Origin of the sequence: Streptomyces capillispiralis, assembly GCF_007829875.1 — a bacterium.
In the GTDB taxonomy this organism is placed as follows: Bacteria; Actinomycetota; Actinomycetes; order Streptomycetales; family Streptomycetaceae; genus Streptomyces; species Streptomyces capillispiralis.
Window position 1 is genome coordinate 2202501 of the sequence record NZ_VIWV01000001.1, and the last position, 24379, is coordinate 2226879.

Annotated in this window: 19 protein-coding genes; 10 read left to right on the forward strand and 9 right to left on the reverse strand. The window is 68.7% G+C overall.

Annotation, left to right across the window (positions count from 1 at the left end):
- Positions 1-271: 271 nt before the first annotated feature.
- From FHX78_RS08895 to thyX, 3 genes are all read right to left on the reverse strand, one after another.
- Positions 272-1957, reverse strand: a complete 1686-nt coding sequence (locus FHX78_RS08895; protein ID WP_145866909.1) for a ribonuclease J — start codon at positions 1955-1957, stop codon at positions 272-274.
- Positions 1958-2108: 151 nt separating this feature from the next.
- Positions 2109-3011, reverse strand: a complete 903-nt coding sequence (gene dapA / locus FHX78_RS08900) for a 4-hydroxy-tetrahydrodipicolinate synthase (RefSeq protein ID WP_145866910.1) — start codon at positions 3009-3011, stop codon at positions 2109-2111.
- A 211-nt stretch (positions 3012-3222) separates the two neighbouring features.
- Entirely contained in the window at positions 3223-3975 is a 753-nt protein-coding gene (gene thyX, locus FHX78_RS08905; protein WP_425282231.1) for an FAD-dependent thymidylate synthase, read from the reverse strand.
- A gap of 173 nt (positions 3976-4148) precedes the next feature.
- Here thyX and FHX78_RS08910 point away from each other — a divergent pair, with 173 nt between their 5' ends.
- Both FHX78_RS08910 and FHX78_RS08915 read left to right on the forward strand, forming a co-directional pair.
- On the forward strand, positions 4149-4388 hold the full coding sequence (locus FHX78_RS08910) for a hypothetical protein (RefSeq protein WP_145866912.1): 240 nt from the start codon (positions 4149-4151) through the stop codon (positions 4386-4388).
- A gap of 114 nt (positions 4389-4502) precedes the next feature.
- Positions 4503-5060: a hypothetical protein gene (locus tag FHX78_RS08915; RefSeq protein WP_145866913.1), complete on the forward strand. Its 558-nt coding sequence runs from the start codon at positions 4503-4505 to the stop codon at positions 5058-5060.
- A gap of 24 nt (positions 5061-5084) precedes the next feature.
- Here FHX78_RS08915 and FHX78_RS08920 read toward each other — a convergent pair whose 3' ends face one another.
- The 6 genes from FHX78_RS08920 to eccD form a co-directional block, all read right to left on the reverse strand.
- Positions 5085-5528, reverse strand: a complete 444-nt coding sequence (locus FHX78_RS08920; RefSeq protein WP_145866914.1) for a tetratricopeptide repeat protein — start codon at positions 5526-5528, stop codon at positions 5085-5087.
- A gap of 16 nt (positions 5529-5544) precedes the next feature.
- A complete protein-coding gene (gene dapB, locus FHX78_RS08925) occupies positions 5545-6297 on the reverse strand; it encodes a 4-hydroxy-tetrahydrodipicolinate reductase (protein ID WP_145866915.1) in 753 nt (250 codons plus the stop codon).
- Positions 6298-6322: 25 nt separating this feature from the next.
- Positions 6323-7702, reverse strand: a complete 1380-nt coding sequence (locus FHX78_RS08930; protein WP_145866916.1) for a M16 family metallopeptidase — start codon at positions 7700-7702, stop codon at positions 6323-6325.
- On the reverse strand, positions 7699-9918 hold the full coding sequence (locus FHX78_RS08935) for a polyribonucleotide nucleotidyltransferase (RefSeq protein ID WP_145866917.1): 2220 nt from the start codon (positions 9916-9918) through the stop codon (positions 7699-7701). The genes FHX78_RS08930 and FHX78_RS08935 overlap by 4 nt, the downstream gene beginning before the upstream one ends.
- A 368-nt stretch (positions 9919-10286) precedes the next feature.
- Positions 10287-10574: a 30S ribosomal protein S15 gene (gene rpsO / locus FHX78_RS08940; protein ID WP_004924725.1), complete on the reverse strand. Its 288-nt coding sequence runs from the start codon at positions 10572-10574 to the stop codon at positions 10287-10289.
- A 210-nt stretch (positions 10575-10784) separates the two neighbouring features.
- On the reverse strand, positions 10785-12254 hold the full coding sequence (gene eccD / locus FHX78_RS08945) for a type VII secretion integral membrane protein EccD (protein WP_145866918.1): 1470 nt from the start codon (positions 12252-12254) through the stop codon (positions 10785-10787).
- Positions 12255-12418: 164 nt separating this feature from the next.
- Here eccD and eccCa point away from each other — a divergent pair, with 164 nt between their 5' ends.
- The 8 genes from eccCa to FHX78_RS08985 all read left to right on the forward strand — a co-directional run bounded on the left by eccCa (position 12419) and on the right by FHX78_RS08985 (position 24356).
- On the forward strand, positions 12419-16381 hold the full coding sequence (gene eccCa / locus FHX78_RS08950; protein ID WP_145866919.1) for a type VII secretion protein EccCa: 3963 nt from the start codon (positions 12419-12421) through the stop codon (positions 16379-16381).
- A gap of 160 nt (positions 16382-16541) precedes the next feature.
- A complete protein-coding gene (locus tag FHX78_RS08955; protein WP_373313141.1) occupies positions 16542-16979 on the forward strand; it encodes a hypothetical protein in 438 nt (145 codons plus the stop codon).
- 56 nt (positions 16980-17035) lie between these two features.
- Positions 17036-18532 (forward strand): WXG100 family type VII secretion target, encoded by a 1497-nt coding sequence (locus FHX78_RS08960; protein ID WP_229924204.1) that lies wholly within the window; start codon positions 17036-17038, stop codon positions 18530-18532.
- 37 nt (positions 18533-18569) lie between these two features.
- The gene (gene mycP, locus FHX78_RS08965) at positions 18570-19976 is read left to right on the forward strand and encodes a type VII secretion-associated serine protease mycosin (protein ID WP_145866922.1); all 1407 of its coding nucleotides are present in this window, start codon (positions 18570-18572) and stop codon (positions 19974-19976) included.
- 52 nt (positions 19977-20028) lie between these two features.
- On the forward strand, positions 20029-20460 hold the full coding sequence (locus FHX78_RS08970; protein ID WP_145866923.1) for a hypothetical protein: 432 nt from the start codon (positions 20029-20031) through the stop codon (positions 20458-20460).
- Positions 20461-20469: 9 nt separating this feature from the next.
- Positions 20470-22725 carry a hypothetical protein gene (locus FHX78_RS08975; protein ID WP_145866924.1) on the forward strand — a complete coding sequence of 752 codons (2256 nt, stop codon included), beginning with the start codon at positions 20470-20472 and terminating at the stop codon, positions 22723-22725.
- Positions 22725-23381 carry a hypothetical protein gene (locus FHX78_RS08980; protein ID WP_145866925.1) on the forward strand — a complete coding sequence of 219 codons (657 nt, stop codon included), beginning with the start codon at positions 22725-22727 and terminating at the stop codon, positions 23379-23381. Before FHX78_RS08975 ends, FHX78_RS08980 begins: the two co-directional genes overlap by 1 nt.
- A gap of 357 nt (positions 23382-23738) precedes the next feature.
- Positions 23739-24356 (forward strand): hypothetical protein, encoded by a 618-nt coding sequence (locus FHX78_RS08985; protein WP_167531721.1) that lies wholly within the window; start codon positions 23739-23741, stop codon positions 24354-24356.
- The last annotated feature ends 23 nt before the right edge of the window (positions 24357-24379 follow it).

The window sequence follows — 24379 nt, forward strand, 5'->3', positions numbered from 1 at the left end:
TCGGTCTTGCGTTTCCGACTCTATCAGATCTTTCCGATCCGATTTCCTCGGTGCTTTCCAGGTTCCCGCTTTCGCGTTTCCCTTTCCGGCGACTCCGACTTTATCAGAGATTCTGAGTCGGATTTCCCGCCCCTTCCGGGTACTGGTTCCGACGCACGAGGTGGTCGGGTGCCCGATCGGGGGGAGTTGTAAACGTACTGGAGCGGGGCGCCTCGATGCAAATCGAGGCGCCCCGCTCCGGGTTCGCTCGTATGTGCGGCCCGACGGACCGTCAGACCTCCACGACCACGGGCAGGATCATCGGCCGGCGCCGGTAGTTGTCGGAGACCCACTTGCCCAGTGTGCGGCGGATGAGCTGCTGCATCTGGTGCGGTTCGACGACACCGTCCTGAGCCGACCGCTCCAGGGTCTCCGTGATCTTCGGGATCACCTCGCCGAAAACGGAGTCCTCGATGCCGGAGCCCCGGGCCTGGACGTGCGGTCCACCCGTGATCTTGCCGGTGGACGAGTCGATGACCACGAAGACCGAGATGATGCCCTCGTCACCGAGGATCTTGCGGTCCTTCAGCGCCGGCTCGCCGACATCACCGACGGACAGGCCGTCGACGTAGACGTATCCCGCCTGGACCTTGCCGGAGATCTTGGCCTTGCCCTCGACGAGGTCGACGGCCACGCCGTCCTCGGCGATGACGATGCGGTCGTGCGGGACACCGGTGAGGGCGCCCAGTTCGGCGTTGGCCCGCAGGTGGCGCCATTCGCCGTGGACCGGCATCAGGTTCTTCGGGCGGCAGATGTTGTAGAAGTACAGCAGCTCGCCCGCGGAGGCGTGACCGGAGACGTGCACCTTGGCGTTGCCCTTGTGGACGACGTTGGCGCCCCAGCGGGTCAGGCCGTTGATCACGCGGTACACCGCGTTCTCGTTGCCGGGGATGAGCGACGACGCAAGGATCACGGTGTCGCCGTGGACGATGCGGATCTGGTGGTCGCGATTGGCCATGCGGGACAGGGCCGCCATCGGTTCGCCCTGCGAGCCTGTACAGACCAGGACCACTTCGCTGTCCGGCAGGTCGTCCAGGGTCTTGACGTCCACGACCAGGCCCGGCGGGACCTTGAGATAGCCGAGGTCGCGGGCGATGCCCATGTTGCGGACCATGGAGCGGCCGACGAAGGCGACCCGGCGGCCGTACTCGTGGGCCGCGTCCAGGATCTGCTGGATGCGGTGGACGTGGCTGGCGAAGCTGGCCACGATGATCCGCTTGCGGGCGCCGGCGAAGACCTGGCGCAGCACGTTGGAGATGTCGCGCTCGGGCGGGACGAAGCCCGGGACCTCGGCGTTGGTCGAGTCGGCGAGGAGAAGGTCGATGCCTTCCTCGCTGAGTCTGGCGAACGCGTGCAGGTCCGTGAGGCGGTTGTCCAGCGGAAGCTGGTCCATCTTGAAGTCGCCGGTGTGGACGACCATACCGGCCGGGGTGCGGATGGCCACGGCGAGCGCGTCGGGGATCGAGTGGTTGACGGCGACGAACTCGCAGTCGAAGGGACCGATGCGCTCGCGCTGTCCTTCCGCCACCTGGAGGGTGTACGGGCGGATGCGGTGCTCCTGGAGCTTCGCCTCGATGAGGGCGAGCGTGAGCTTGGAGCCGATCAGCGGGATGTCCGGCTTCTCGCGCAGCAGGAAGGGGACGCCACCGATGTGGTCCTCGTGACCGTGGGTGAGGACGATGCCCTCGATGTCGTCGAGGCGGTTCCGGATGGACGAGAAGTCCGGCAGGATCAGGTCGATTCCGGGCTGCTCCTCCTCGGGGAAGAGCACTCCGCAGTCGACGATCAGCAGGCGGCCGCCGTATTCGAAGACCGTCATGTTGCGGCCGATCTCGCCGAGACCGCCGAGCGGGGTGACGCGCAGGCCGCCCTCGGCGAGCGGCGGCGGCGAGCCGAGTTCAGGATGCGGATGACTCAAAAGACTCTCCTCACCACACACGCCACGTACCGGTGGGGCACGTGGCGCGCATGACGTTCGTGCAGAAGCAGTTGTCGTTGTGGGGCGCGGGCACCGGTGGCCCGCTATTCAGTTGTGAAGTCCGTCTGCGCGAGCTGTCGCGCGAAGTCTGTTACTGGAGCTGTACCCCGCCGGCGGCAAGATCGATCTTGAGCTGCTCGATCTCTTCCGGCGTGCACTCGGCCATGGGGGCGCGCAAGGGGCCGGAGGGCAGGCCCTGGAGCGCGAGCGCCGCCTTGGCGGTCATGACGCCCTGGGTGCGGAACATGCCGGTGTAGACCGGGAGCAGCTTCTGGTGGATCTCGGTGGCCTTCTGGACGTCTCCCGAGGTGTACGCCTCGACCAGGGCGCGCAGCTCGGGGGTGACGAGGTGGCCGACGACCGAGACGAAGCCGACCGCTCCGATGGAGAGCAGCGGGAGGTTGAGCATGTCGTCGCCGGAGTACCAGGCGAGGCCGGAGCGGGCGATGGCCCAGCCGGCGCGGCCGAGGTCGCCCTTGGCGTCCTTGTTGGCGACGATGCGCGGGTGCTCGGCGAGGCGGACGATCGTCTCCGTGCTGATCGGGACGCCGCTGCGGCCGGGGATGTCGTAGAGCATGACCGGCAGCTCGGCGGCGTCGGCGACGGCCGTGAAGTGCCGGTAGAGGCCCTCCTGCGGGGGCTTGTTGTAGTAGGGGGTGACGACGAGCAGGCCGTGCGCGCCGGCGCGCTCCGCCGTGCGGGCCAGTTCGATGCTGTGGCGGGTGTCGTTGGTGCCGACTCCGGCCACGACATGGGCGCGGTCGCCGACCGCCTCCACGATGGCCCGTACGAGGTCCTCTTTCTCCGCGTCGCTGGTGGTGGGGGACTCGCCGGTGGTGCCGTTGACGATCAGGCCGTCGTTGCCTGCGTCCACCAGGTGGGTGGCGAGCCGCTGTGCGCCGTCGAGGTCGAGTGCGCCGTCCGCCGTGAACGGCGTGACCATGGCGGTGAGGACCCGCCCGAAGGGGGTCTGCGGAGTGGAGGTCGGAGCCATGGGTTACACGCTACTCGTTGCTCAGGTCGGGGTCTTCCCTCGGGGGAGGCGACGAGGTGGGGCACAGGGGGAGCCCGGCACTGCCTGCTCGGGGGTTCAGGCAGTGCCGGGCCCGTTTGATCAGGCTAGATGAACTTCACGAAATACCGCAATACGGACACTTCGCTCGACTGATCCGTACATATGTGCCGCCCTGCGGAACGGGCGCCGCTTACGGGGCCACGCGTCCGTTGGCGTTGAAGGCGGCGTACGTGAGCGGCATGAGACGGGCCCACTCGGCCTCCATCTTCTCGCCGACCATCTCGATCTCCCGCTGCGGGAAGGACGGGACCTTCGCCTGCTCGTGCTGGGTGCGCAGGCCGAGGAAGTGCATCAGCGAGCGGGCGTTGCAGGTGGCGTACATCGAGGAGTACAGGCCGACGGGGAGCACCGCGCGGGCGACCTCGCGGGCGACGCCCTCGGCCAGCAGCTTCTGGTAGGCCTCGTAGGCCTGGTGGTAGGTGTCACCCAGCACGTTCCGCACGGTCGCGTGCTGTGCGGGGGTGCCCTCGACGAAGACGTACTTGCCCGGGCGGCCCTCCTGGACCAGCTTGCGGGACGCGTCCGGGACGTAGAAGACCGGCTGCAGCTCGCGGTAGCGCCCCGACTCCTCGTTGTACGACCAGCCCACCCGGTGCCGCATGAACTCGCGGAACACGAAGATGGGGGCGCTGACCAGGAAGGTCATCGAGTTGTGCTCGAAGGGGCTGCCGTGCCGGTCCCGCATCAGGTAGTTGATCAGGCCCTTGGAGCGCTCCGGGTCCTTCTGCAGCTCCCCGATGGACTGCTCCCCCAGGGTCGAGACACGGGCGGCGAACAGGACGTCCGAGTCCGAGGCGCTGGACTTCACCAGCTCGACGGTGACGTCGCTCCGCAAGGTGACGTCGATGTGCTGTGACGGCTTGGGATCGTCGGCGGAGGTCAAGGGGGTCCTTCCCATCGCAACTGCAGGGCGGCGCCCACTCTACGTGGCGCCTCCCACGGCGGAGGAAGCGCCCTGCCGTGGAGAAATTTGCGGATCTGGGCACCTTTTCCGGCGTCCGTTCGTCTGTGTCGGTGACAGTGATCCGTTCGATCCCGAGGGGAGAAGCACCACTGATGTTCCGTCGGCGTGAACCCGTGCCGTTCGCCTTCGTCGCCGAGGCCGACAGGTTCCGCAGCAATGTCGCCCCGCCGCCCCGTGAGCGGGCCTCCGCCGGCCGGATAGCCGGGCGGTGGCTGCTGGGGCTCACCCTGGTCGCCGGGCTGGTGGGTTCGCTGGTCGTCGGCATGCCGGCGCTGTCCACCGGTCCGTCGGACGCGGGGACACAGCAGTCACAGGCGTCCGAAGGACGGTGAGCCGCCCGGCGGCCGGACGCCTGCGCCGTCCGGACCCCCGATGGTGGTGACCGGGAACACAGATCGGTAGCCTCACCGGGCACAGCCCATGCATGGATCGAGTGAGGACCCGCCGTGCCCCTGCCCTTCCTGACGGCCGACCGCGCTTTCGACACGGCGGACGACGTCGCCCTGCCGTACGACGACCGGGACCGCTGGCGGCGTCCGTACCGTCCCGGTCCGTGGCGCGTGGGGGCGGCGGCGCTCCTGCTGCTGCTCGCCTCGTTCGTGCTGTTCGCGGCGGTGATCATCGCGGCGACCGCGCCGCTGTCGTCCGCCGGAACGGTGTTCGCCCTCGCGCTGGCCGCCGTCGCCGGAGCGCTGCGGCTGCTGCGGATGGGGGTGTGGGTGAGCGCCCGGGGGCTGCGTCAGGTGGTCTTCTTCAGCACGCGGACGACGCCCTGGGAGCAGGTCGGCGCCGTGCGCACGGTGCAGCAGCCGGTGCGCTGGCTGGGGCTGCCGCGGACGGTGCAGGGGCAGGCGCTGGTCCTCACCCGGCAGGGGCGCGGCGCGGGCGCCCTGCCGCCGCTGCTGACCTCGCACAACGCGGACTTCCTGCACCGGGACCAGCTGGCCTTCGATCGGGCTGCCGACTCCGTGGAGGCGTGGACCGCCGAGTACGGGCGCGGCTGAGCCTCGGACGGGGCCTCCGGCGGCTCAGTGGGAGGTCTTGCGCAGGTTGATCGCCCGCTGCATCGCCTTGCGGGCGCGCGGGGTGTCGCGGGCGTCGTGGTAGGCCACGGCGAGCCGGAACCAGTTGCGCCAGTCGTCGGGGGCGTCCTCCGTCTCGGCCTTGCGCCGGGCGAAGACGGCGTCGGCCGAGTCGCGGTCGACCCGTCCGCTGGGCAGGCGCTCGAGCTCGTCGACGGGCAGTCCGCCCTCGGCGTCGAGCTCGGCGGCGAGCCGGTTGGCGGCGCGGACGAACTCGGTGTTCTTCCACAGGAACCACACGCCGATGACCGGCAGGATCAGCACCGCGACCCCGAAGGTGACGGTGAGGGGTGTGCCGGTCTCGATGAGCAGCACGCCACGGCTGCCGACCAGGACGAAGTAGACGACCAGGACGGCGGCCGTGACCGCGTAGGAGATCTTCGCGCGCATGGGGTTCGGCTCGTGCTCAGTTCAGGTCGAGGAAGTGTTCCAGGCCGAAGGTGAGGCCGGGAGTGGTCACCACGCGGCGGGCGCCGAGCAGGATGCCCGGCATGAAGCTGCTGTGGTGCAGGGAGTCGTGCCGGACGGTGAGGGTCTCGCCCTCGGCGCCGAGCAGGACCTCCTGGTGGGCGAGCAGGCCGCGCAGCCGGACCGCGTGCACCGGGACCCCGTCGACGTCCGCGCCGCGGGCGCCGTCCATGGCGGTGGTGGTGGCGTCCGGGGCCGGGGCGGAGCCGGCCCGGCGGCGGGCCTCGGCGATCAGCTGGGCGGTGCGGGTGGCGGTGCCGCTGGGGGCGTCCACCTTGTTCGGGTGGTGCAGTTCGACGACCTCGACGGACTCGAAGTACGGGGCGGCGATCTGCGCGAACTTCATGGTGAGCACGGCGCCGATGGAGAAGTTCGGGGCGATGAGCACGCCCGTCTCCGGGGACTGGTCGAGCCAGCCCTTCAGCTGTGCGAGGCGGTCGTCGGTCCAGCCCGTCGTACCGACGACGGCGTGGATGCCGTGACGCACGCAGAAGTCCAGGTTGCCCATGACCGAGGCGGGGGTGGTCAGCTCCACGGCGACCTGGGCGCCCTGCTCGGCGAGGGTCTCCAGCTTGTCGCCCCGGCCGAGGGCGGCCACCAGCTCCATGTCGTCGGCGGCCTCGACCGCCCGTACCGCCTCGGAACCGATCCGGCCGTTGGCGCCGAGGACCGCCACGCGCAGCTTGCTCATGTTCGTTCTTCCTTACCGGGGTGGGTCAGGCGACGGCGTCGTGCAGCCGGGACGCCTGCTTGTCCTTGAGCGGGCCGATGACCGACAGGGAGGGGCGCCGTCCCAGCACGTCGCGGGCGACGGCGCGGACGTCGTCCGGGGTCACCGAGGCTATCCGGGCCAGCATGTCGTCGACGGACATCTGCTCGCCCCAGCACAGTTCGCTCTTGCCGATACGGTTCATCAGCGCGCCGGTGTCCTCCAGTCCGAGGACGGTGGAGCCCCGCAGCTGGCCGATGGCGCGCTCGATCTCGTCGTCCGGCAGACCGTGCTCGGCGGCCCGGTCGAGCTCGTCGCGGCAGATCTTCAGCACGTCGTGCACCTGGGAGGGGCGGCAGCCGGCGTACACGCCGAACAGGCCGCAGTCGGCGAAGCCCGAGGTGTAGGAGTACACGCTGTAGGCCAGTCCGCGCTTCTCCCTGACCTCCTGGAAGAGGCGGGAGGACATGCCGCCGCCGAGGGCGGTGTTGAGCACGCCGAGCGCCCAGCGCCGCTCGTCGGTGCGGGCCAGGCCGGGCATGCCGAGGACGACGTGCGCCTGCTCCGTCTTGCGGCCGACGACCTCGACGCGGCCGGCGGTGCGCAGGGCCCGGCGGCCGGAGCGCGGGTCGACCGGCTCCACGTCGAGGTTCTTGAACGCGCCGGCCTTCTCGAAGGCGGCGCGGACCTGGCGTACGACCTTGTTGTGGTCGACGTTGCCGGCGCAGGCGACCACCAGGTGGGTGGGGTCGTAGTGCTTCTTGTAGAAGCGGCGGATGCGGTCGGCGGTGAGGGCGTTGACCGTGTCGACCGTGCCGAGGACCGGGCGGCCGAGGGGGTTGTCGCCGAACATGGTGTGCGCGAACAGGTCGTGCACGCAGTCGCCCGGGTCGTCCTCGGTCATCGCGATCTCTTCGAGGATGGCGCCGCGTTCGACGTCGACGTCCTCCTCGCGGATCACCGAGCCGGTGAGCATGTCGCAGACCACGTCGATGGCGAGCGGCAGGTCGGTGTCGAGCACGCGTGCGTAGTAGCACGTGTACTCCTTGGCCGTGAACGCGTTCATCTCGCCGCCGACGGCGTCGATGGCGGAGGAGATGTCCAGGGCGGAGCGGCGGGCGGTGCCCTTGAAGAGCAGGTGCTCGAGGTAGTGCGTGGCGCCGTTCAGGGCCGGGGTCTCGTCGCGGGAGCCGACGTGGGCCCAGATCCCGAAGGTCGCCGAGCGGACCGAGGGCAGGGTCTCGGTGACGATGCGCAGGCCGCCGGGGAGGGTGGTCTTGCGGACCGTACCGATGCCGTTCGCGCCCGGGATGAGGGTTTGGGTACGGGCGACGGCCCGCGCCTCCGAGGAGGTGCGGGCCGTCGCCTTGGAGCTACGCGACGTCACTGCTCGGCGTCGTCCTTCTGCTCGTCGGAGCCTTCCTCGCCCTCGATCACGGGGATGAGGGAGAGCTTGCCGCGGGAGTCGATCTCGGCGATCTCGACCTGGACCTTCTGGCCCACGCCGAGGACGTCCTCGACGTTCTCCACGCGCTTGCCGCCGGCCAGCTTGCGGATCTGCGAGATGTGCAGCAGACCGTCCTTGCCGGGGAGGAGGGAGACGAAGGCGCCGAACGTCGTCGTCTTCACGACCGTGCCCAGGTAGCGCTCGCCGACCTCGGGCATCGTCGGGTTGGCGATGCCGTTGATCGTGGTGCGGGCGGCCTCGGCGGCCGGGCCGTCGGCGGCACCGATGTAGATCGTGCCGTCGTCCTCGATCGTGATCTCGGCGCCGGTGTCCTCCTGGATCTGGTTGATCATCTTGCCCTTGGGGCCGATGACCTCGCCGATCTTGTCGACCGGGATCTTCACGGTGATGATCCGCGGCGCGTTCGGGGACATCTCGTCCGGCGTGTCGATCGCTTCCATCATCACGTCGAGGATGTGGAGGCGGGCGTCACGGGCCTGCTTCAGGGCGGCGGCCAGGACGGAGGCCGGGATGCCGTCCAGCTTGGTGTCGAGCTGGAGGGCGGTCACGAACTCCTTGGTGCCGGCGACCTTGAAGTCCATGTCGCCGAAGGCGTCCTCCGCACCGAGGATGTCGGTGAGGGTGACGTAGTGCGTCTCGCCCTCGATCTCCTGGGAGATCAGGCCCATGGCGATACCGGCGACCGGGGCCTTGAGCGGCACACCGGCGTTCAGCAGCGACATGGTGGAGGCGCAGACCGAGCCCATGGACGTCGAGCCGTTGGAGCTCAGCGCCTCGGAGACCTGGCGGATCGCGTAGGGGAACTCCTCGCGCGTCGGCAGGACCGGCACGAGGGCGCGCTCGGCGAGGGCGCCGTGGCCGATCTCGCGGCGCTTCGGGGAGCCGACGCGGCCGGTCTCGCCGGTGGAGTACGGCGGGAAGTTGTAGTTGTGCATGTAGCGCTTGCGGGTCACCGGGGAGAGGGTGTCCAGCTGCTGCTCCATGCGGAGCATGTTGAGGGTGGTGACGCCCAGGATCTGGGTCTCGCCACGCTCGAACACCGCGGAGCCGTGCACGCGCGGGATGGCCTCGACCTCGGCGGCCAGGGTGCGGATGTCGGTGACACCGCGGCCGTCGATGCGCTTCTTCTCCTTGATGACGCGCTCACGGACCAGGGTCTTGGTCAGCGAGCGGTACGCGGCGGAGATCTCCTTCTCGCGGCCCTCGAACTCCGGCAGGAGCTTCTCGGCGGCGAGCGCCTTGACGCGGTCCAGCTCGGCCTCGCGCTCCTGCTTGCCGGCGATGGTCAGCGCGGAGGCGAGCTCCGGCTTCACGGCGGCGGTGAGGGCCTCGAGGACGTCGTCCTGGTAGTCCAGGAAGATCGGGAACTCGCCGGTCGGCTTGGCGGCCTTGGCGGCGAGGTCGGCCTGGGCCTTGCAGAGCACCTTGATGAAGGGCTTCGCGGCGTCCAGACCGGCGGCGACGACCTCCTCGGTCGGCGCCTCGGCGCCGCCCTCGACCAGCTTGATGGTCTTCTCGGTGGCCTCGGCCTCGACCATCATGATCGCGACGTCGCCGTCCTCCAGGGTGCGGCCCGCGACGACCATGTCGAAGACGGCGTCCTCGAGCTCGGTGTGCGTCGGGAACGCCACCCACTGGCCGCGGATCAGCGCGACGCGGACGCCGCCGATCGGGCCGGAGAAGGGCAGGCCGGCCAGCTGCGTCGACGCGGAGGCGGCGTTGATCGCCACGACGTCGTACAGGTGGTCGGGGTTGAGCGCCATGATCGTGGCGACGACCTGGATCTCGTTGCGCAGGCCCTTCTTGAAGGACGGGCGCAGCGGGCGGTCGATGAGGCGGCAGGTGAGGATGGCGTCCTCGGAGGGCCGGCCCTCACGGCGGAAGAAGGAGCCGGGGATCTTGCCGGCCGCGTACATCCGCTCCTCGACGTCCACCGTGAGCGGGAAGAAGTCGAGCTGGTCCTTGGGGTTCTTGGAAGCGGTGGTGGCCGACAGCACCATGGTGTCGTCGTCCAGGTACGCCACGGCGGAACCGGCGGCCTGCTTGGCCAGGCGGCCCGTCTCGAAGCGGATGGTGCGGGTGCCGAAGGAGCCGTTGTCGATGACGGCCTCGGCGTAGTGGGTCTCGTTCTCCACCAGCGTTTTCTCCGTTACTTGTCGTCTTTCGTCCCTCTCCGCCCGTGTGGCGGGGGGACGGTGGCGGAGAAGCGCTCCACTGGTGCGGGCCGGTCTTCGATCGAAGCACCCGGGGTTCACTCTCCCGGGGGCCACTACCGAGGACCGGCGGCGGCGAGGTGCGCTTCTCCTCGTGCGTCGTGACGTCGGGTGACGTCGCCTGTTCTTCGGTGATGCCCATGATCCGCATACCCGATGCGGCACGGGTCATCACGCTGAGTCGTACCTCTTGCGTTGTGCTACCACACTACAAAGACGCGGTGACACTCCGCACGTACAGCAAAGGGAGCGGTCCCCTTCTCCCGGGGAACCGCTCCCTCCACGGCGTCTTACTTGGCGCCCGCCGCACCGCGGCGGATGCCGAGGCGGTCGACCAGCGCACGGAAGCGCTGGATGTCCTTCTTGGCCAGGTACTGCAGCAGCCGGCGGCGCTGACCGACCAGGATCAGCAGACCACGACGGGAGTGGTGGTCGTGCTTGTGGGTCTTGAGGTGCTCCGTCAGGTCGGAGATCCGACGGGACAGCAGAGCGACCTGGACCTCGGGGGAGCCGGTGTCACCCTCCTTGGTACCGAACTCGGAGATGATCTGCTTCTTCACTGCGGCGTCGAGCGACACGCGTACTCCTCATAGTCTGTGAGTGGCCACCGAGTGCCCCCGGTCTGCGTCTCGGGGGGTCTTCCATGACTCGGAAGGCGGGGATCCGCTGGGCGCGGCCTCCAGGGCGGGACTCGCTCCGGGGGTGCGTACACAAACGGCCGTCAGTCAGGGTACCAGGGCATCGACCGGCCCTGGTCCGGCCCCCTGCCCCGCCGGGCGGCGCCGGCCTCAGCCGGTCAGCGAACGGACGGTGCCGAGGACCCCCAGCGCGGCCAGGCACAGCGGCACCAGGGTGAGCAGGACGGCCGACTCGGTGAGGTCGAGGAAGCGGCCCCAGAAGGGGGTGAGCCCCCTGCGCGGGACGACCAGGCCGATGGCGGTGACCAGGGCGGCCCCGGCCGCGACGGCCGTCGACAGCCAGATCGTACGCAGGTCCAGCGCTCCCCTGTCGCCGTGCAGCACGAACTCGGTCAGGGCCTCGGCCGGCGGGTTCAGCACCATGCCCAGCAGCAGGAGGGCGACGGCGGCGATGCCGGCGACGAGGGCGCAGGCCACCTGCGAGGTGTAGCGGAACAGGCGGGCGCGGATCAGCAGGGACAGCCCGGCGGCCAGCGCCAGCAGCCGGCCCCACACGTCGTCCGAGAAGCCCAGGACCGCGGCGGACACGACGACGACGGCCGACGTGCCGCCCACCAGTCCCAGCAGCAGTTCGTGGCCCCGTCGCGCCTGGGCGGCGATGCGTTCCGCGTCGAGGGCCTCGGCGTCCGGCGTCCGGGAGGGGTCCGCGTCGAAGTCGTCCTGGAGCGCGGAACGCGGGGCCGCGTAGCCGATGGGCAGCCGCGCGAAGCGTGCGGACAGACCGGGCAGGAACGCGACCAGTCCGATCGCGCAGGGCGCGCACACGGCGGCGGCGGCGCTCGCGGAGGCTTCGGCGACCACCGCGAGGAAGGAGGCCAGAGTGCCCACCGCCGCGACGAAGGCGGCGGCCACGAACGGCGCGTCCGATCCGGGGGCGAGCGCGAGGAGGGTCACCGACGCCACCAGCACCGCCGCACAGCCGAGCATGAACTGCAGCCTGCCGGGCCCCTGCCCGTCCGGGGCGGCGATGATCCCGGACCCGGCGACGAGGACCAGGGGCAGGGCCCCCAGGCCCAGGGCGACGGCGGCGGCCCGGTCCTCGTACACCCGCGCGCGGACGCCCGCGAACGCGGTCAGCAGCAGGCCGAACCCTCCCGCGATCACGCCGGGCAGGGCGTGCATGTCGTGCCGTACGGGATCGGCGGACCACAGGACGAACGCGAGCAGCAGGAGGAGTACGGCGCCTCCGGTCAGGCCCGCCGCGCGCAGCAGCCCGTCGTTCCACAGGTGCCGGTCGCGGACGACCGCGGAGGCGACCGCGTCGGACACGTCGTCGTGGACGGCGGGCGGCAGCGACTGGGCGAACGGCCGCAGGCTGAGGACCTCCCCGTCCAGGATCCGCTCGTCGGCGAGCGTGCGGGCGCCCTCCAGGACCCTGCCGTCACGCCGCACCAGGTGGTAACCCGTGGGCGTGCCGACCGGCTGGGTCTGCCCCGTCAGGCGCAGGATCTCCGGGTAGACGTCGGCCACGGGGATGTCCACCGGAAGCGCCACGTCGATACGGCTGTCGGGCGCAACCACCGTGACTCGGCAGAACCCCGTCGCCGTGGTCGTACTCACCTTGCATGCCCCCCTGCTTCGCGGATGCGTACGCTGCGGAGCGCAACCCTACCCACTGGGCGTGTCGGTGACGGCACGTAGGATCACCGGCGTGCGGGGGACGACCGTCACCACGGGGGTGCGGTGTGCCAACCGATCACCCGCACAGGGGGATTGAGGCCTCGGTGAGCCAGCTCGTCATCAAGCGCCCACCACGCACGCTGCCGCCCGAAGTGCCGTCGGACGAGGTTCAGTTGGAGCCGCCTCCGGAGCTGCCGCGCGGGCAGCAGGAGGGCATGCTGATGCAGGTGCTGCCGACGCTCGGCATGGGCTCGTCGGTGGTCTTCTACTTCGCCTCCCCCAACGCGCACCCGTTCATGCGGATCATGGGCGTGGTCATGCTGGTGTCGACCGCAGCGATGGTGATCGCCCAGATCGTCCGCCATCGCCGCGGTACGCAGGGGCAAATGGCCGACGCGCGCCGCGACTACCTCCGGTATCTGGCGCAGACCCGCCGCAGGGTCCGCGGGACGGCCCGCCGTCAGCGGGACGCGCAGTTGTACCTGCACCCCGCGCCGGAGCAGCTGTGGGCCGTGGTCGCCGAGGGCAGCCGGGTGTGGGAACGCCGTGTCGCCGACGCGGACTTCGGGCAGGTGCGGGTCGGTCTCGGCCCGCAGCAGCTGGCCACCCCGCTGGCCGCCCCGCACACCGCGCCGGTCGACGAGCTGGAACCGCTGTGCGCCGGTGCCATGCAGCGTTTCCTGTCCGTGCACGCCCAGTTGGACGGCCTGCCGGTCGCCCTGTCGCTGCGCGCCTTCTACCACGTGACGGTCTCCGGTGACCCCGAGGTCACCCGGGCCGCCGCCCGTGCCCTGGTCGCCCAGGCGGTCACGCTGCACTCCCCCGACGACCTGGTGCTCGCCGTGGTGACCGCGCCGGGCGCCGTGAGCCGGTGGGACTGGACGAAATGGCTTCCGCACTGCCAGCTGCCGGGGTCCCTCGACGGCGCCGGCACCCGCCGTCTCTTCGGGGACGACCTCGGTGAGCTGGAACAGCTCCTGGCGGGCCGGCTGGACGGCCGTCCGCGCTTCAGCCGGGACGGCAGGCCGTTGCTGGACCAGCCGCACATCCTGATCGTCCTCGACGGCGGCATGGTCCCGCCGACCTCCGCCTTCGCGGCCGCGGAGGGTCTGCAGGGCGTGACGATCGTCGAGGTCGTGTCCGGCGAGCTGGACCAGCCCCGCGGGGACCTCTCGGTCGTCGTGCGTCCGCAGCGGCTGTGGCTCGACTCCGGCGCCGGTGTCGTCTACGAGGGGGAGCCCGACGGGCTGTCGCTGCCCGCCGCGGAGGCACTCGCGCGGCAGCTCGCCCCGCTGCGCCTGGGCGGCGGGGACGACGACGAACCCCTGCTCGCCAACCTGGACTTCACCGAACTGCTCGGCCTGGGGGACGCGGCGACGGTCGACGTCGGGCGGACCTGGCGGCCGCGGTCGACGCCTGAGCGCCTCAGGGTGCCGATCGGGGTCGGCGAGGACGGCCGGCCGGTGATGCTGGACCTCAAGGAGGCCGCGCAGGACGGCATGGGCCCGCACGGCCTGTGCGTGGGCGCCACCGGCTCCGGCAAGTCCGAACTGCTGCGCACCCTGGTGCTGGGCCTGGCCGTCACCCACTCCTCCGAGACGCTGAACTTCGTCCTCGCGGACTTCAAGGGCGGTGCCACGTTCGCCGGCATGTCACGGCTTCCGCACGTCGCCGCCGTGATCACCAACCTCGCCGACGACCTGACCCTCGTCGACCGCATGGGCGACGCGATCCGCGGCGAACTCCAGCGCCGCCAGGAGCTGCTGCGCGCCGCCGGCAACTACGCCAACATCCACGACTACGAGAAGGCGCGGGCCGCCGGTGCTCCGCTGGAGCCGCTGGCCTCGCTCGTCCTCGTGATCGACGAGTTCAGCGAACTCCTCACCGCGAAACCGGATTTCATCGACATGTTCATCCAGATCGGCCGCATCGGCCGTTCGCTGGGTGTGCATCTGCTGCTCGCCTCGCAGCGGCTCGAGGAGGGCCGGCTGCGCGGTCTGGACACGTATCTGTCGTACCGCATCGGTCTGCGGACCTTCTCGGCCGCCGAGTCGCGTGCGGCGCTCGGCGTGCCGGACGCGTACCACCTGCCCTCCGTGCCCGGTTCGGGCTACCTGAAGTTCGGCACGGACGAGATGGTGCGGTTCAAGGCGGCGTACGTGTCCGGCCCGTACCGCGCGGGCGGCGCCGACACCGGCCGGAGCACGATGCCCGTCGAGCGGCGGCCCGCGCTGTTCACCGCCGCGCCCGTGCCGGTGGTGTACGCGGCCCCGGACCCGGAGCGGACGCCTGTTCCCGGCCGGCGCGAGGAGGACGACGCCCTGGCGGACACCGTGCTGGACGTCGTCGTGCACCGGCTGGAGGGGCAGGGCGCGCCCGCGCACCAGGTGTGGCTGCCACCGCTGGACCGGGCACCGGCGCTGAACGAGCTGCTGCCCGCCCTGTCCGTCTCCGCCGGGCGCGGCCTCCACGCGGCGGAGTACACCCGGCCGGGCGGCCTGGCGATTCCGCTCGGACTGATCGACAAGCCCTTCGAGCAGAAGCGGGAAATTCTCCACCAGGACTTCTCCGGAGCGGCGGGCCACATGATGGTGGTCGGCGGCCCCCAGTCGGGCAAGTCGACCCTGCTGCGCACCCTGATCACCGCGTTCGCACTGACCCACACCCCGCACGAAGTGCAGTTCTACGGCCTTGACTTCGGCGGCGGCGGTCTCGCCTCGGTCGCCGACCTGCCGCACGTGGGCGGTGTCGCGTCGCGCCTCGACCCCGAGCGCGTACGGCGCACGGTCGCGGAGGTCGCCGGCATCCTCAACCGCCGCGAGCACTTCTTCCGCGTCAACGGCATCGACTCCGTCGCCACCTACCGCCGGCGTCGCGCGGCGGGCGATCTGCCCGGCGAGCCGTGGGGGGACGTCTTCCTCGTCATCGACGGCTGGGGCGGCTTCCGCAACGACTACGAGGGCCTCGAGGGCGTCGTCAACGACATCGCCGCCCGGGGGCTGGGATACGGCGTCCACGTGGTCCTCTCCGCCTCGCGCTACATGGAGGTGCGCGCGGTGCTCAAGGACCAGATCCTCGGCCGGCTGGAGCTGCGCCTCGGCGATGCCATGGACTCCGAGTTCGACCGCAAGGTGGCCCTGAACGTGCCGGCCGGGGTGCCGGGCCGTGGTCAGGTTCCCGCCAAATTGCACTTCATGACGGCGCTGCCGCGGATCGACTCGTCCCCCACCCCGGAGGACCTGGCCGACGCCACCGCCCAGCTGGTCCGGGCGGTGAAGGACAACTGGCAGGGCCCCGCGGCCCCCACCGTGCGCCTCCTGCCCCGCAAGCTGCCCGCCGACCGGCTGCCCAAGGGCTTCGAGTTCCCGCAGCACGGCATCGCGATCGGCATCGACGAGGCCAACCTGGAGCCGGTGTTCATCGACTTCGACACCGACCCCTTCTTCCTCGTCTTCGGGGAGAGCGAGTCCGGCAAGACCAACCTGCTGCGTCTGATCGCGAAGCAGATCGCGGAGCGCTACACCCCGGCCGAGGCGCGGATCGTGGTCGGCGACTACCGGCGCACCATGCTGGAGGCGGTGCCGGAGACCCACCTGCTGGAGTACGCGCCCATGGCGTCGGCCATGCAGGTGCACATGGACGCCGTACGCCAGTTCATGGAGAAGCGGGCGCCCAAGCCGGACATCACACCGCAGCAGCTGCGGGACCGCAGCTGGTGGAGCGGCCCGCAGCTGTTCATCCTCGTCGACGACCACGAGCTGGTCGCGACCAACTCGGGCAACCCGCTGTCCCAGCTGGTGGAGCACCTGCCCTTCGCGCGGGACGTGGGCGTCAAGTTCGTCATCGCGCGCAGCTCGGCCGGCGCGTCCCGCGCGATGTTCGAGTCGTTCATGCAGCGTCTGAAGGAACTGGGCGCCCAGGGCGTGGTCCTCTCGGGGGACCCGAGCGAGGGCGACATCCTGGGCAATGTGCGCGCCCGGCCCATGCCTCCGGGACGTGGCGTGTTCGTCTCGCGGAAGCGCGGTACGCCCCTGATTCAGGTGGGCTTGCTTCCGCAACGGCATTAGGGTGATCGACCGAGCCTCGGTCCGTGTCCTGTGGCGCGGGGCGAGGCGGTGGAACGGGGTGAACGGGGAGAACGGGGAGGCGGACGGGGTGAGTTCGAACGGGGGCAGTGGTTCGGGTGGTGCGCCGGACACGGGGAAGGCGTTCGACACGCTGTCCGGTGTGAACCCACAGATGGCGCTGGACATCCAGCACAGCGCCATGAAGAGCTTCAAGAAGCGCGTCGACGAACTGCTGCGCGAACTGGACGGTTCCGAGGCGGCCCCGACCAGGGTCGGCCAGGACCGTCTCTCACGCGCCCAGCTGGGATCCGCGGACTTCAAGGAAGCGCAGTTCCTCTACGACTCCTACGCCATCGTGCACGACGAGTTGGAGAACCTCTCCAAGGCACTCGGCGCGCAGATCGAGGGCATGGGGCTGGCGGTGCACGCGTCCCGGGTGGGTTACGAGAACCTCGACGCCGACATCAAGGCGCGGATGAAGGCGGTCAACGCGGAGGCGGAGAAGTATTACGTCGTGGGGCGGGATCCGTATGTGGAGGGGCCGAACCAGAACGCCGACACACCCGGATCCGCATCCGACAAGGGGGCGACCTACTGATGGGAGAGCAGGCGCGCCGCGGAACGCCGCGACCGGCCCGTACGGACTTCGAGTCCATGACCCACGAGCAACTGGCGGCGCTTCTCGACTCGGCGAGCCCTGAGGGGGCGTCCCAGCTCGCGGCCAAACTGTCCAAGGCCTCGTCGACGATCACCAAGATCGGCGACGACCTCATGACGTACGTCAAGGGGCTGGAGTGGCAGGGCGAGGGCGGTGACGCCTTCCGTGACTGGGGTGGACAGAGCGCGGCCGCGACGCTCCGTCTGGGCGAGTACGCCGAGGTGGCGTCGCGTTGGATGGCGACGGTGGCCCAGGCGGTCGCGGAGGCCAAGGCGGCGCTGCCGGACACCTCCGAGACCACCCGGGCCGAGGCGGACCTCGCCGACGCGAGGAAGACGCTGGCAGCAGCAGAGGACCCCGGTGCCCGCAACGATCCCGAGGCCCGCAAGCTGGCGCAGACGGCCCAGTCCGACGCGGCGGCGGCGCAGCAACGGATGGAGGCGGCGCGCGCGGAGGCCGTGCAGCAGCTGCGGAAGCTGGCTCAAACCTACGAGTACTCGGCGTATCAGGTGAACAGCGTGCCGCCGCCCACGTTTGCGCCACCGGCCGATCACCTTGACGAGGGGGAGTGGCGGCAGTCGGACCAGCACGCCGTTGCTGTGCCCGGTGGTTCCTCTGCGGCGACCACGTTCTCCTCCGGGACCAGTGGGTTCCAGGAGCGTACCGGGGCGCCCGCCCCCGTACCGACCGGCTCATACGTGACTCCCTCCGAGGGATCCCGGACGCCTGACAGGGAGCCGTCACGCCCTGCCACGATGGAGATCGACAGCGTGGCCACTGTGCCGGACACCCGATCTCCTTCTTCCACCAATGCGCCGACGCCGCCTAACGGCCCCGGTCCGCGTCCCGACGCCATGCAACAACCGGCTGTCGTCCCTCCTGGCGCACTGGGCCGGTTGAGCCCTCAAGGCTCACTCGGACCTCAGCAGTTGCCGTCGGTCACTCGGCCGCCTCTGCTGCCCGGCCAGGGAACTGCAGGCGGAGGCCGCCTCCGTGTGCCTGGAGAGACCGGGATCATCGGGGGACGTCCGGTGTCGCCCGGTGGGGGCAGGCTGTCGACCGGCATTCCTCAAGGGACGGTGATCGGCGGCGAACGACGTGCACCGCAGGGGTACGGGCCGATGGGGCGTGCTGTCCCTCCTGGCATTCCTGCGGCCGCAGGCCCGTCCTCCGGGCAGAGCAGTACAGGCGGGTCGCGACGCCTCGCGTCGGAGACCGGCGGTGTGTTCGGCAACCGGCCGGCCCAGCCGGGGCGTACCGGGTCTCGGCCGTTCACGCCCGGCGGCGCCGGCCTGGTGCGGCCACCGAGCGCCAGCGACCCGGCGCACGGTTCGGCGTCCGGTCGCACCGGCGGCACCGCGCTCGCACCCCATCAGCAGGTCCCCCGCCGGGAGACTCGGCAGGAGCAGAATCAACGACCGGACTACCTCGCTGAAGAGGAAGAGACCTGGAACCGCAGGGATTCGCGAGCGGTTCCGCCGGTCATCGACTGAGACCCCAGATCACGTCAGCACATAGGCAGGAAGGCACATGCGCAGCAGGAGCAAACGAACGCGGCGGCCTCTCTCGGTGGCATCGGCTGCACTCGGCCTGCTGCTCGTCGGCATCGCCGCCACACCCGCCCACGCCGAGTCGGTACGTGACATGCAATGGCACCTCGACGCCATGCATGCCGAGGAGATGTGGAAGGTCAGCAAGGGAGAGGGCGTCACCGTCGCAGTCATCGACTCCGGCGTCGACGACTCCCTTGCCGACCTGAAGGGTCAGGTCCTCGACGGCAAGGACTACTCCGAGCAGCGTGGTGACGAGCACACCGACATCGATCAGCACGGAACGTCCATGGCGGCACTGATCGCAGCCACAGGCGCACGGGGATCCCAGCAGGGCTCCTACGGCCTTGCGCCAGCCGCCAAGATCCTCCCCATTCGTATGCGCTACGCCACGGAGAACTACGGCCAAGTCGACAACAAGGCCGAGTACTCACGCGTTCTGACGAGGGCCATTCGCTACGCGGCGGACACCGACGCGCAGATCATCAACATCTCCATGGGCAGCTCCAACGCACCAGGCAGGAAGAACGTCGGCACGCCGGAACTCGCCTCCGCGGTCCGCTACGCCATCGCGAAGGGCAAGCTGATCTTCGCCGCCGTCGGCAACGCCGGCGACAGGTCGAACCTTCCGGAGTACCCAGCTTCCACACCGGGCGTCGTAGGAGTCGGGGCGGCGGACAAGAACGGCAACGTGCTGGAGACATCTCAGAGCGGTCCGCAGGTTGACCTCACTGCCCCCGGTGAAGACATCATCAACGCCTGCCTGGAAGGTACTCAGGTCTGCACAGGAAGCGGAACCAGTGCCTCGACAGCGCTGGCCTCGGCCTCGGCCGCGCTCATCTGGGCCCAGCATCCCGACTGGACCAACCACCAGGTACTCCGGGTCATGCTGAACACCGCGGGAAAGGCCAACAGCGGTGCACAGCGAACCGACTTCGTCGGCTACGGCATCGTCCGTCCCCGCATCGCACTGAAGAACCCGGGGGATCCGGGCCCCGCGGACGAGTTCCCCCTCCCCGACCTGGCCGCAGCCGCCTCGAAGCCGCCGTCGGCCGAGACATCCCCATCGGCAGGCGCAGGGGGCAACGACTCCGTCACCGACGAGGCGAGTCCCGCGACCGCCGCCTCGACCAACAGCGACGGCCTCAATTCCTCGTGGATTGCTCTGGGCGCAGCCGCCGGTACCCTCCTCGCGGCGGCCGTCGCCATACCGACACTCCGCGCCCGCCGCCGACGCTCAGCCCCGGTGCCGGCGTCCCCGCCCCTTCCTCCGCCGTACTCCCCCTACGGGCCCGCGCCTCAACAGCCCCCGGCCTACGGCCCCCCGCCGGGGCACATCGCTCCCCCGCCGCCGACCAGCGGCCAGGACAGGGGCCGGCGCTCCTGAGGGGCGCACGCACCGCAAGACCAGTCGTCAGCGACAGTTCGAAGGAACCGACGTGTCATTCGACGAGATGTGGGGCCAGGCCCGCAACGACGCACTCGCGCGGCAGCAGAGCAGCATGCAGCTGAACCAGCTCGCCGCTTCCGGGGGTGGTGGATCCGGCGGCAGTGACTACACAGTGACGTCACCGGACCTGAAGGCCGTCGGTAACGAGGCCCAGGAGCTGTATCACGGCTTGGAGGCGGGCGCGTTCCACGCAGGGGCCAACACCGACACGGCCGCGAGCAGCCTGGACGCGGACGGTTTCCGGACCGGCTCGGCCATGTGGGCCGCATGGGACACCTGGCGGTCACAGGCGGAAGCGCTCCTCAGCGCGTGCGCCCACATCCACAATCACCTGGAGGACACCGTCGTGACGCACGCCAAGCACGAGGAGCTTCTGGTGACCAACCTGTCCGTCGAGCAGATCACCAAGCACTTCAAGTAGGGCGGCGCCGTGTTGGACTTCGAGAAACTACTCAACGCACGCCTGGGCAGTCTCAAGGACGCCGTCGACGACTGGACGGAGACGGTCAAGAAGCTGGAAAAGCTGGAGGACCAGGCCGCCAGGGGCCTGTTGAAGAAGGCCGGAAAGGCCGACTGGTCGGGCGAGAACGCCGGCATCACGTTGCCCTTCGTGAAGAAGACCGCCAAGGAGTTCGGGGACGCCGCGAAGGAGGCGCAGAGCATCCGGAACGTCCTGCGCGACGCACTGGGTGAGTTCAAGGCGGCGAAGAAGGCGCTCCAGGAGGTCGTCGAAGCGGCGCACGGCAAGGGCCTTCACATCGGTGCGGACGGCACCGTCGGCTACCTGGTTCACCCGAGCCGGCGCAGTAAGGACTTCTCCGGGCCGGAACCCGCCGAAGCGGACTTCGAAAAGGCAAGGAGCGCCATCAAGGCAGCGCTGGACAGGGCCAACGATGCCGACGAGATCGCGTCTCGGGCTCTGCGCGCCTTGGTGGGCAAGGACAAGCACAACTTCTCCGGCACGGACTACGACTCTCTCAAGCAGGCGGGCAAGGCGCAGGATGCCCAGGACGCCAGGGCAGCCGCCAAGATCGTCGCCAAGGGGGACGACGCCTCGCCCGAGGAGATCGCCCGCCTGAACAGGTACTTCAAGGACAACAGGGGCGACCAGTACTTCGCCGAACGCTTCGCCCTCGAGGTGGGAGTCAAGGGCAACCTCGAGTACTGGGCCGACATGGGCGACCCGAGCGACGGTTCGAGGCTGGGAGTGGACCACGCCAAGGACCTCAAGGAGCTTCAGAAGAACTGGAGCCTCACACTGGCCGCCGCGACGCACTCGGACAGCGCTGAGATGACGCGCTGGAAGTCGGAGATGGTCAAGGCCGGTGACGACGTCATCCAGACCCGGGGTACATCGGCGTACGGCTTCCAGGTGATGAGCAACCTCATGCGCCACGGCGCGTACGAGACGAAGTTCCTCCGGGACTTCGGTGACGCTGTCGTCGTCGCGGAGCGGCGCATGACCGGGGACGGAAGGATCTCCTCGGGGCTGGCCTGGGGCTCCGGGCTGGCGATGGCGCCCAAGCTGAACTGGGACGGCAAGGACACGGGTTCGGATCCCATGGCCGGCTTCATGGAGGCACTCGGCCACAATCCGAAGGCGTCACTGGAGTTCTTCGACCGCTCGACGAAGCTGGACGGCGAAAAGCTCAGCAACTGGGACTACTTCGTCGGCCAGGGCAAGGACGCGCGGGATTGGCCGGTGGACGGTGACGGGAAGCCGCAAGGCTACGCCAACCTTGGTCATGCCCTCGAATCAGCCACTCTCGGCTACGCCTATGACGCGGAAGATCCCAGCATCCCTCCGTTGAAGACCGAGCAACAGATCGAGTCCCGAGAGGCCAGGACCGAACTGATGTCGAAGATCGTGAGCAACTACAACTCTGCCGACGCGATCGACAAACAGCCCGGGATGATGGAAAGCCTGTCGAGGATGGCGGCAGGCCACATCGACAGCCTCAACTACTCGGCCGCTGACTTCGGTGGCAGCAGTGACAGAAACGGCCGCGATGATCGCTTCGGTCACGAAAAGAACCATCTCGTCGACTTTGGCCCCACGCAAACAACGAACTTCCTACGAGCACTGGCCGGGGACGAAGAGGCATACAACACGCTCTCTTCGGCACAGCAAGCTTATGGAACCAGCGTCATGGCCGCTCAAGGTGACGACCACGGTGATGTGAAGCGCGTCGCGATGCACAGCATCATGATGCATGGAACACTCGATCAAGCCCGTTTCGAGAGCATCGGGCAGGAATTCGCAAATCAGAAGGAGGCTGCGAACCGAGAACTTGAGAAGCAGGGAGCCTGGCGCACATTCGCCGCAGGTGCCGTTATCGGCACCACCGTGGGAGTGGCCTCTGAGCTGATCATCCCCACGCGTGCCGCTGCAGCCATCGCAGTTCCCCTTGCTTTCGAGGTGGCTGGCGGAGCAGCTGAAACATACATGTCGAACCAGACACTCGACTGGCTCAAAGAGAACGAGTTCGACAATAAAAATGAGGCCCTCGAAGGAATCGAAAAAGCGAAATCCACTGGCCAGTACAACGCCATGATTCCACTGCTTAATTACGCAGAGACACAAGACTTGCCCGAAGATGACATCTGGGACCTCTCCGCAGAGGCGGAAAGATCCTACAACGACGGCCGTGCCCGTAGCGATACCAAGGACATCCGAGGTTACTGATGAAGCGAATCGCCGCCATCCCCGTGATCCTAGCTTCTCTCGCCTTTTCAGTGACATCGTGTTCGCCTGGAACGGGCGAACCGCATTCGGCTCCTGACGGCTGTGAAGAAGTACTCGGCGCCTCTGGGATCAAGTGGGTGAATGACCATGCTACCGGAGACACCGGCGAGACCATCGAAAGATCCACGATGAGCCTGAAGGAGAGTCGCGAAGAATACCTCAAGCAGATGCAGTCCTGGGACCCTGAGGGCACCCATTGGTCATCTGAGCTCTGCACGATGAGTAAGTCCGGCGCCGGGAAAAACGCAGTATTGAGGATAGAGTTCGGCCCTTCTTCCACCCCCTTCGATTTCGACTCGAAAGGCAGCGAAGGAACCACCACACTCGTGAATTCCGACGTGCGACTTCATCAGGTGAAGGATCACCGCGAGGTCACGCACTACGGCATCTACGTCAAGTGCAAGATGCCGGGCACTCCGCCACATCAGGCAAGCAGGACACCACTCGCCGGTGTATTGACCGACACTCTGACCGAGAACACGTCTACCGAAGCCCATGTGACCTACCTGTTGCGATCCACGCGAGCAGTGGTAAAAAGCCTGGAGTGTGAGAACAAGCCTACCGTACCCGTAAGTTACCCTGCACCGAAGCAGTAGGCCTGTCCGACCGATGCTCGAATGCAGGGCCTGCGAGCCCCTGTGCTTCAATGATGAAATCTACTGGGGAGGAGTACCCAGTTCCTCCTAATCCTGTCGAGCGTCCACTCGACTCGAGTATGGGCATCTCTCACCACGCCTTCGGACTCGCCCATCAGGATTCGGAACTCCAGAAGAGTGCTGAAGCCTTCCGGCCTCAATCAGGCCGAGGTCGAGGCCGCAGTTCGCGAAGGTCACTTCAAAGGCAACGACCGCACCCGTTCCGTTCTGCACGAGTATCGAGGCAATAGGCACAAGGCGTGACGCAAGGTCCGGGATGATCGGAAGAATCAGGTGACGAAAATGAGTGGGCGTCGGTTGCTGGTCATCATGTCAGCCGGTGCCTTGGCGGTCGTGGGTGTCGGATTGAGCGTGTGGGCCACTGCCTTCAGAGACGACACGAAAGAACTGAGGGCTTCGGAGACATGCAACGAAGGCGTCTTCTCTGCGAACGTCGAGCCCCTGGAGCGGCTTGTCTCACCTGACTCGCCGTTCGCATCGGACTGGTCCCGCAAAGCATCCGACAGCTCGCTGCTGCTCACGTGCGTGAATGCGACCGATCACGCATTTGTCAAGATGACTGCAGAGTTGAAGGACGGCTCCATCGATGAATGGCGGTCGCAGCTGAAGAGGCCCGATGGGGCTGACACTTTTTACTTCGACGTGGGCACGGAAGCGGTAGTCTGGAATCGACAGGCAGCTGTGTACGCCGAATGCAAGCCTCATTCGGTAGGGTCGAGCCATACGGCCGGTATGGACAGCCCGTACCTGTCCGTACTCGTTCGCGCCGGCGGATCGGCCGCTGAAGAGAAGAACAGCACGCAGCGCCAGGACCTCGCCCACTTGGCCAGTCGCATGTTTTTCGAAGCACAATTGCAGACCGGATGTCAGCAGGATTTCGTCGCCCCGTCGGGCCCACCTCGCATGACAAAATAACGTGCATCGCCATGCGCGGAACC

Bases quoted from the DNA above. Each gene is read 5' to 3' on its own strand.
- FHX78_RS08980 (WP_145866925.1), top strand. From the start codon at position 22,725: ATGAAGCGAATCGCCGCCATCCCCGTGATCCTAGCTTCTCTCGCCTTT.
- mycP (WP_145866922.1), top strand. From the start codon at position 18,570: ATGCGCAGCAGGAGCAAACGAACGCGGCGGCCTCTCTCGGTGGCATCG.
- dapB (WP_145866915.1), bottom strand. From the start codon at position 6,297: ATGAGCAAGCTGCGCGTGGCGGTCCTCGGCGCCAACGGCCGGATCGGT.
- FHX78_RS08920 (WP_145866914.1), bottom strand. From the start codon at position 5,528: ATGCGCGCGAAGATCTCCTACGCGGTCACGGCCGCCGTCCTGGTCGTC.
- FHX78_RS08910 (WP_145866912.1), top strand. From the start codon at position 4,149: ATGTTCCGTCGGCGTGAACCCGTGCCGTTCGCCTTCGTCGCCGAGGCC.
- dapA (WP_145866910.1), bottom strand. From the start codon at position 3,011: ATGGCTCCGACCTCCACTCCGCAGACCCCCTTCGGGCGGGTCCTCACC.
- FHX78_RS08960 (WP_229924204.1), top strand. From the start codon at position 17,036: ATGACCCACGAGCAACTGGCGGCGCTTCTCGACTCGGCGAGCCCTGAG.